The sequence below is a fragment of the Kitasatospora sp. NPDC024654 genome, from assembly GCF_055559155.1.
In genome coordinates, this window is sequence record NZ_JBVHLF010000156.1 from 1 (window position 1) to 8,397 (window position 8,397).

The following is an 8,397-nucleotide window of genomic DNA, read 5'->3' on the forward strand; positions in this document are numbered from 1 at the left end:
TCCGGGACCAGCGCGGGGGCGGTCCGGCTGGCGGGTCCCTGGTGGTCGGCCGCGGCCTGGTCCAGCGCCCTGTGCCAGTCCCGATCGCAGGTGCGGGCCAGGACGATCCTGCCGGCGTCCTGGGTCAAGACCGTGTCCTTGCCATCGCTGGTCCAGCGCAGGCCGGGTACCCCGGTGGGCTCGGCGCTGGGACCGGCTGTGTAGGCGAGCGAGGCCGCCCAGCGGACGAGCTGGCCGCGGTCGACGTGGAGGATCAGTTCGTCTCGGCGTGGGGTCAGCCGGGCAATTCCGTACGGGCCGCCGGTGAAAGAGGGCCAATGGAACCCGTATCCGCTGGTCAGGGCAGTGAGAACGGCGGCCTCGATGGGCACCTGTTCAGGGGCGGGGCGCGGGATCAGCTCGGCGTTGTCGATCAGTTCCTGACGAGCGGTCTGGTGGCTCTCGTTCGTCGCTCGACGGCGTAGCGCGATGAGGTCGTTGAAGGTGGGGTTCTCGGGCCAGGTGTCGGCGCGCACAGTCTCTTCCTTCGCGCGCTGCCCGGCCAGCGCATCTAGGAGAACGCGCTGCGTAGATCAAACTGGTGGAACCTGGAATACGGCTGTCTGCAAGGTTTGCGTTCTGCCTTCCCGATGTCGCGATTCCGGGTGCGACATCCCGGCAAGGCCGGTATGACCAGCCGCCGATCATGCTGCCAGAGATCGTTCGCGAAAGGAAGGACGACGGCGCCGTCCGCCCCCATCGCACGTTCCGGCCCCCGGGCCGTGTGCGCCAGTTCGCTACGAACCGGCTGACTCCACAGGCTCGGGCTCGGGTGCCAGCCGGCTGCCGGCCGCGGGCCCTGGTTGGCCAGGTTCCGGCGTTCGCCGGTGCCAGGGCGGGCGTACTGGCCCCTCAGATCTACGCGGCCCGAGAAGGCCCGGGCCTGGCGACCTCGTGATCGGCAGCTGGCCACACCGGACGGCCACCTTGCCTTGCCAGCACTATGAGCAACCTTGTCCAAGCTTTCGTCGGCGTACCGCCCCTCCAACAGTAGTGGCGGGCCGGCCGTCGCCACGGGCCGCGTACTCAACCTGTTGTCAGTGGGCCCAATTAGTCTTTGTTCATTGCTATTTGATAGCACATCACCCATATGTTCCAAATGTGCTCTTATGTCGCACTCTGAGACGGAGGACACGAACGTGACCGCACCCGCACAGGTCGATACCGCGCCCAAGCGCACCGACCACGGCCCCTACCAGGCCGCCGACGTCATCGGCATCTCCACCTACCTCTGGGATCTCGGCCGCCAGGCCAAGCTGATCCCCGAACCCGACACACCCAGCCGCCGGTGGTCGGACGCCGTTGTGCGCCAGCTGCGCACCGAGCTGCCCGAGCTGCTCCCCCAGCTGGATGCCCTGCGCCCGCTCGGTGCCCGCCGGATTGCCGACACCCTGCGCCGGGTCACCGGGATCGAGGCCGTCACCGCCGACGACGTGCCGGCCCTTGCGGAAGCGGGCCTACTGCGAGGACTCGGGGACTACGAGGGCTGGCCGACCTACTGCGCCCTGGACGCCGAGCAGTGGACGGACACCGAGGCCCTGGCCGCCGTCGTCGCCGAGCGCACCGCCTGGATCGAGGCCTCGCTGACCACCACCGGCGCGGCGCAGCGGTGCGGCTGGACGGAGACGGAGTGGCGTTGGGCAGCCGGGCAGCGCGGTGTCGAGCCCGGCCGGCTGGGGCGCTGGGCCCTGGCCGACGTGGAGGCGCTGGCCGCGGACACGGAGTTGGCTGAGCAGGTGGAGGGCCGTCGCCTCATCCCGGGCGAGCGGGCGGCGGACTATCTCGACATCAGCTACTCGCGCGACTTCCCCTACCTGCTCGCCGCGGGCTGGCTCTCCCCGGCCGGCTCGCACCACAAGTCGATGGGGTCCATCCGCACGGTGGAGGTCAAGCTGTACCTGACCGCCGACGTGCTGGCGCTGCGCGAGCGGGACGGGGTGGACTGGGAGGCGCGCGGTTCCGGCGGGCAGGAAGTCCGCGCTGCGGGCCTTCGCGGCCAAGCCGCCCAGCCGCGCGGAACTCGTGCGGCGGCTGGCCACCGCGCTCGCCGACCGACACGGTGTGCCCGTGCACCTGCTGCACGACGGCGTACGGGACTCGTGGTCCGTCGACTGGAGCCGCACGGACGGCCAGAAGCTGACCCGGGCCCTGCTCCAGGAGGCGGCTGCCGACAGTGCGCAGCTGGATGGCTTGGCGGGCGAGCTGGAGTTGAAGAACGCCCGGCTGGAGACCTTGGTGACGGCCCGTGAGGTGTCGGCGAAGGACGCCGGGCTGATCATCGACACGGAGACGACCGACCTGGATGGGCGGGTGTGCGAGATCGCGGTCATTGACGCCCACACCGGCCGGGTGCGGCTCGATACCCTGATCAACCCGAAGACGCCGAACCGGGCGACGCACATCCACGGCATCACGGACGCGATGGTCGCCAATGCCCCGACCTGGGAGGAGATCCTGCCGACGCTGTTCCGCATCACCCGGGGTCGGCGGCTGTTGGCCTACAACTCCGACTTCGACCGGGGGCGGATCGCGCATCACACCCGGGCGGTCGGCCGGCGCCCGGGCCGTCTGGAGAGCAAAGACTCGTGGTGGTGCCTGATGGCAGCCCGGTCGGTGTGGGAGTGCCACCGCGATTACAAGCTCTACGGTGCCCACCGCGCCCTGGGGGACGCCCGAGCGGCATGGGGCGTCCTGCAGTCGATCGCCCAGAGCAAGGGTCTCGTCACCGTCACCCCTTCCGGCCCGACCGATGGGCGGTGACCGGTCCAAGACGACGCTCGCTGCGGTGCAGCAGGTCGGCCGTAGGGTGTTCGGGCCCTGAGAAGCAGCGGCGGTGCCTCCCTGTGTGTTCTGGGAGGCACCGCCGTCTTCGCGTCAGCAGCCGCACCCGCAGGTCACGCACCAGTAGCGGTCCTCGCAGTGTTCGCGCTCCAGGTGACCGCAGGGCTGGAACCGGTCGGTTCCACCGGGCTCCGAGCAGTAGCACTCGCAGCAACTGCCGCACGCCTCGTGCGTCGCGTCCTTGCGTCGCCCGTCGGGACGGCGATCAAGCGCTGGTGACGCGGGGACGCCCGTCCCGGCGTCGAGGCGGTCGTCCGGCACGTCGCCGCTCAGGACCCTGCCGCCCGCCGCCGCGGCTGATCGCCCGAGTGGGCGAGTGTACGGTGAAGACATGGCCCAGGCCAGCTCGAGCCCGCCCGGCGAGACCGGGATGGGCGAGGGTGTTCGCCGGTGCTTGCACTGCGGGAAGCCGCTGCCAGCGAGTGCCCGCGTTGATGCGCGCTTCGACCGGCCGGCCTGCAAGGCGGCCCACCGGCGGGCCCGGCGCCACCAGGCCGAGGCGGTCGAGATCGGCTTCGCCATCCTGGACGGCCGCAGGGCGGAGGTCTCCAAGCGCTGTCCGGTGTGCGGGAAGCGCTTCGTGCCGGGGCACGGCCACCGCCGGGACAAGGTGTTCGACCGCCCCCGGTGCAGGGTCGCCGCTTGGCGCTCACGCCAGCCGGTACGCCAAGCCGTTACACCCGCCCGAGCGGGTGCCGTCGACGGGACCGACGTCAGTGCGCTGACCAGCGGCGATGCGAAAGTGAAGTAGGACGGGTCCTCGAAGATGGGGTCGACACCACGGCGGTGGTCAGGGCCGGGATCCGTACGAAGCCGCACACCCCGCACTCCCACGGCTGGCCGTCGCCGATTCGGTCGGCAGCTGTGGCGCGCGGCGATGCACTGGGGCAGCACCAGCGGCGCCGACTACCAGCTGCTGCAGACCACCGAGGGTGCGCCTCCGACCGCGTGTGTCAGGCCGAGGGGCTGACCGGCCTCGGCTTCGTCTGCATGACGACGGTGTGACCCCCACCGACTCCCTCCGAAGCGGCTACATCACACTCCGCTCATGGCCGACGCACCCCAGCACAGACAGTCGCGCTCATCCGCGAAGCCATCCCGCCCTTGCGCCGCTCCACCGCCGGCGGCTGCGCAACGCGTCCGCCTACTTGCCGCCGTCTCGTCCATGCCCGCTGCCTCGTGGAATGGAGCCGCGCGTCCGGGCGCTGGCCCTTGCGGGCGCTGGCTTCTTCGCGGTGGACTTGCGCGCCTTGGATGCCTTCGGGTGCTCCTCCTGCGCCTGCTTCACCGCGGCTTCGAGGACCGCTATCAGGTCACTCGCCTGCTGCGCGGGCGGCAGTATCCGTGCCTGGGGTGCGTGCGGCGCGGGCAGGCCGGCCATGCGGGCCTCCACCACCTCCCGCAACGCCCGGGTGTACTCGTCCTGTTCCTGCTCCAGCTGGAAGTCCTCGCTGACGGTGTCCATCAGCTGGCGCGCCAGCCGCACCTCCTCCGGGCGCAGTTCGGGTGGGGGCGGGGCGAGCCCTTCGGGTGGTCTGACTTCGTCGGGCCACAGGAGGGTGATCATGGTGAGGGTGTCGCCGTTTACGCCGATGGCGACCAGTGAGTCACGGCTGCGTAGGGCGGTGCGGGCGATGGCGACCTGGCCGGAGTCGAGCAGGGCCTGGCGCAGCAGGGCGTAGGGGCGGGAGGCGCGGTCGTCGGCGCCGAGGTAGTAGGCCTTGTCGTAGTGGCGGACGTCCACGCGTCCGGCGGGCAGGAAGCCCAGCACTCTGATCTCGTGGCTGTCGGGCGTCGGCAGGTCGGCGAGGTCGTGGTCGGTGAGGACCAGTGTGCTGCCGTCGGGCAGGTCGTAGCCGCGGGCGATGTCGCCGGCGGGGACCTCGCCGTGGGTCTCGCACACCCGCGGCTGGCGGATCCGGGCCCCGCAGTCGCCACCGTGGACCAGGTGCAGCGGCACCTGGTGCCGACTGGTCGCGGCGTGGATGGTGACCGGGGTCGACACCAGCGAGAATGTGATCATCTTTCGGGCGATCGTCGCGGGCACATCGACCACCTTCCGCTCGACCTCACTCCCACCATCCCACCAGGCCCGCGAGGCGGCCGTCCCACCAGCCGGCCGGTTGCGCTCCCTCAAGATCAACCGGACACTGAAGAGGCCCGACAGTGCCAGAGAGTGGCCGAAAGGGCCGCCACAATGGTTGGGAAGGTCACCCGAGGCATGCTCGCGAGCAGGCCCGGCACGGCCGTACCTCCGGGGCAGGCGCTGCATCGCGTCGGCGCTGGGGGGCGTACACGCCCTTCGCCTTCGCTGTCCCGGCCCTGTGCGGGCCTTCCGGGACTTCGTCGTGGGCGCGGCGGGCGATGGCCTCGACCTCAGGCAGGGTCAGGCGGTTCGTCATCGGGGTCACGCGCGGGCGGCGAGCTCGCGCAGTGCCTGGAGGGTCGGGGCCTCGGTCGGTGCGCCCGGGACGACCCGGCCCCAGCGGACGCCGCCGGGGATCTCCGCCAGCTCGGCCAGCGCCCGCGAGGGCGGCAGGTCCCGTTCCTTGCGCCGGCGCAACTCGTCGTCCCAGGCGCTCCAGGCGTTGTAGGCGTCGTCGCCGGCGGCCTCGCGGGGGACGAAGCCGGCGGCGTCGTCGGCGTCGTTCGCCCACAGGTAGCCGAGGACGCCCTCGGCGTTGGCCACCACCAGGTAGGTGACCGGCTTGTCCGTCCGGGCCGCGTAGTCGCGGGGCCCACCGTTCTCCGGGACCAGTTCGAGGTCCTCCGAAAGGCGCGGACTGTTCCAGCCCTCCGGTGCCATGCGTTCCGTCCTTCTCAGTTCGGCAGGATCTCGCCGTAGCCCTGCAGCGGCGACCCAGCAGGGTCGGCACGACTGTTCCGACCAGATCCGGGAACCGGCGGGGCCCGGTCGTTCCCTGGGGTGCGGCCGATGCTCCTGCGACTGGCTGTCAGGGACCGAGGTAGCACCGGATCCGTGGCCCGGCATCCCTGGCCGGGCCACGGAGGGAGGTGAACCTAGTCGGCCAGTGCCTGGTAGACACCACGGCCCACGCGCTGGGCGCGGGAGGCCTTGACGAGACGCTCCAGCGAGGCGCGCACCGTGTTGATTGCGGAGGTACTGTCATCGCGGCCCAGTGCCTGGGCCACCTCGCGGACCTTGACCGGAGCGGCGGCCTCCGCAAGGTGCGCCAGGATGGCCTTCGTCAGCCCTGAGGTGCGACCGGCCGCAGTCGGGGCGGCGGGCTCCGTGTCGGCCTTCGCCGGTGCGGTGGTGACGTTGCGGCTCTTGCGGGTGGCGGGGACCACAGCCTTCTTCGCGCTCGCCCCACCGCCCCCGGCTGCCTTCTTCGGGCCCGCCTTCTTGGTGGTGGCCGCCTTGGCAGTGCGGGTCGTGCGCCGGCTCGCGGGCGCGGCCGGCTCTTCCTCAGCGGTGGCGTCGACGGCTTCCGTCGTGAGTAGTGCCGGGGTCTTCGAGAGGGAGCGCAAACTCTCCAGCGCGGTCCGCGCTGCGGACAACCGATCGGTGACGGCGTTCAACTCGTTCTCAAGTCGCTGCCTCTGTCCTTCCAGCGTCGGGAGCTCGCGCTCCAACAGGGCGATGGTGGATCCGATTTCACTGCTTGCCATGGGAAGTCTCGCTTCTTCGGGGGGGATGCCGCTGCTACGGGTACGGCGGGTGGCGACGACTCTACGGCGCGTACGGAAGGCGGGTGAACTGCAAGGTTGAACTTCAGGCCGCGCTTGCCGTGCAGCCGATCACCCCGGAAGGCCAACTGCGCAGCTCGATCAGGTCCTGCTCGACCTCGTCAACGAGCAGGAGGTGTACGGCACTCGTTGGGTGCCGCCCCAGGCTGCTGTCATGCAGCCGGGAGGAGCCGTCGGCTTGTCGGTCTGGTCAGCCCCAGCGCGGCGATCAAGGCGACAGCCGTCACCACGGCGAACACGAGCACCGCAGCAGTGAGTCCATACCGTGGGGTGAGTCGGCTGACCAGATCCAGCGTCAGGTCGTAGCCCGCGTGGGCGAGCATGAGGGGCAACACCGCACGAGACCGGAGGTATAGAAGCACGCAGATGAACGCCCAGGGCACCAGCGGCACCGCGGCCAGCCCGTACTCCACGTGGTATGAAAGCCGCGCGGCGGTCAGAAGGACGACGAGCCCCACCAGACCGGCACGGCGCAGGCGAGGGCAGGACACATGCTGGCTGATCCGCCACGCAGCGAGCACGGGTACGACCAGGACCACGATCTCTTCGCTGACACCGGCCGCGAGCGAGGCCGAGACGTCACCCAGGAGCGAGCTGTGGCCGGCGCTGCCGGAGTGAGAGGCAATCTCGTGGACATGGGAGCGGACGAGATCGAGCACCGTACCCAGGGCGAACATGGGGACTTCCGCTAGGCAGAACACCGCACATGTGGCGGCGATCACCCGACGGGGCGACAGGCGTCGCAGGCCGAGTGCCGGGGCTGCCTCCGCCATCCATAGTGACACCCAGGCCAGCAGGGCCAGGCCCAGCCACAGGGCTGACATCCTCAGCGCGCCAGTGGTGGGGACGGAGGCGCCGGTGGGGGCTCCGCCAGCAGCTGCCGCTTCTGCTCCTGGCCATGCACTGACGATGGTGATCGCCAGGTACACGACGGCCGCGTAGCCCGCTGAGGCCCAGGCCAGGGTGCTGCCGAAGGGTTTCAGCCGGGGACGCGGTAGCGGCGCCCGGTCAGGGAACGCCTGAAGCAGCCGGACGACGATTCCCACGCTTGCTCCCCCATCCATCCAGCCCGGGCTGATCTTGTGTCACCAAGGTTAGGAGCCGACGGGGCCGGGCTGCGCGGGTTTTCGAGATCACGGAAGGTCAATCGGTCTGTCTCGATCCCGGCGGACGGCAGACGCTCAGGGAGGCTCCGATTAGGCGATCACCCGTGACCGGAAGCCAGGCCGGGTGGGCGAACTGGGAGACTGGATGGATGAGTGATCGACGCCCGCTGTGGCAGCCCTTCTCCGAGTCCCCTGTTGACGAGCCAACCGAAGGTGAGGGGCATCGGTTGCTGCCAGTGGAGCGGGCGCCTTTCCTGCCCCCTGCGACCGAGCAGCCCCCGGTGGTGCCGCGCCCGGCCCGCCGATCCCTCGATACCGGCGGACTCACCTTCTCCGCCCCCGACAAGCAGGGCTGAGGGCCGCCACGCGATGGGGCTAAGGATGTCCGTGGCGTCGCCTCTGAGCATCGTTGTTCAGGTGGCTGCCCGCCGCGGGTACCTTCCGGTGAAGCGAGCACGGTGAGGGCGAGCGAGATGATCCAGCGCCGCAGCTACAGCATCGGCGAGCGGGTCGGGTTGCCGCGTGGGGCGGATGGCCGAAGAGGCGGTGGCGGGAGGGGGGGGGGGGGGGGGGGGGGGGGGGGGGGGGGGGGAGGGGGGGGGGGACGGGGGGGGGGGGGGGGACACAGGGGGTCGAGCTGGCCGCAGAGCTGCTGTGCGGCGGAAGGGTGGCCGCCTTCACCGTGCGGCCGTCGGTGCGG

The 8,397-nt window shown here is 70.9% G+C and carries 8 protein-coding genes and 1 pseudogene; 4 read left to right on the top strand and 5 right to left on the bottom strand.

Features of this window, described 5'->3' with window-relative positions; genetic code table 11:
* A partial coding sequence (locus tag ACZ38L_RS37345) for a hypothetical protein (RefSeq protein WP_465702158.1) occupies positions 1-515 on the bottom strand: 515 nt, incomplete at its 3' end.
* 663 nt (positions 516-1,178) lie between these two features.
* On the opposite strand from ACZ38L_RS37345, the gene ACZ38L_RS37350 reads away from it, so the two are divergent.
* The 4 genes and pseudogenes from ACZ38L_RS37350 to ACZ38L_RS37365 form a co-directional block, all read left to right on the top strand.
* Complete coding sequence (locus ACZ38L_RS37350; RefSeq protein WP_465702160.1) at positions 1,179-2,288, top strand: hypothetical protein; 1,110 nt, start codon at positions 1,179-1,181, stop codon at positions 2,286-2,288.
* A complete protein-coding gene (locus ACZ38L_RS37355) occupies positions 2,230-2,799 on the top strand; it encodes a 3'-5' exonuclease (RefSeq protein WP_465702162.1) in 570 nt (189 codons plus the stop codon). Before ACZ38L_RS37350 ends, ACZ38L_RS37355 begins: the two co-directional genes overlap by 59 nt.
* Before the next feature lie 412 nt (positions 2,800-3,211).
* Positions 3,212-3,631: a hypothetical protein gene (locus ACZ38L_RS37360; protein WP_465702165.1), complete on the top strand. Its 420-nt coding sequence runs from the start codon at positions 3,212-3,214 to the stop codon at positions 3,629-3,631.
* Between the two features lie 102 nt (positions 3,632-3,733).
* Positions 3,734-3,885: pseudogene (locus ACZ38L_RS37365) on the top strand (GNAT family N-acetyltransferase); the annotation flags it as partial.
* Positions 3,886-4,024: 139 nt separating this feature from the next.
* Here ACZ38L_RS37365 and ku read toward each other — a convergent pair.
* The 4 genes from ku to ACZ38L_RS37385 form a co-directional block, all read right to left on the bottom strand.
* Positions 4,025-4,903 (bottom strand): non-homologous end joining protein Ku, encoded by an 879-nt coding sequence (ku, locus tag ACZ38L_RS37370; protein ID WP_465702167.1) that lies wholly within the window; start codon positions 4,901-4,903, stop codon positions 4,025-4,027.
* A 384-nt stretch (positions 4,904-5,287) separates the two neighbouring features.
* Positions 5,288-5,686, bottom strand: coding sequence for a hypothetical protein (locus tag ACZ38L_RS37375; protein ID WP_465702169.1), 399 nt, complete (start codon positions 5,684-5,686; stop codon positions 5,288-5,290).
* A 215-nt stretch (positions 5,687-5,901) separates the two neighbouring features.
* Positions 5,902-6,513, bottom strand: coding sequence for a hypothetical protein (locus tag ACZ38L_RS37380; protein ID WP_465702172.1), 612 nt, complete (start codon positions 6,511-6,513; stop codon positions 5,902-5,904).
* 230 nt (positions 6,514-6,743) lie between these two features.
* On the bottom strand, positions 6,744-7,637 hold the full coding sequence (locus tag ACZ38L_RS37385; RefSeq protein ID WP_465702175.1) for a CPBP family glutamic-type intramembrane protease: 894 nt from the start codon (positions 7,635-7,637) through the stop codon (positions 6,744-6,746).
* Positions 7,638-8,397: the final 760 nt, after the last annotated feature.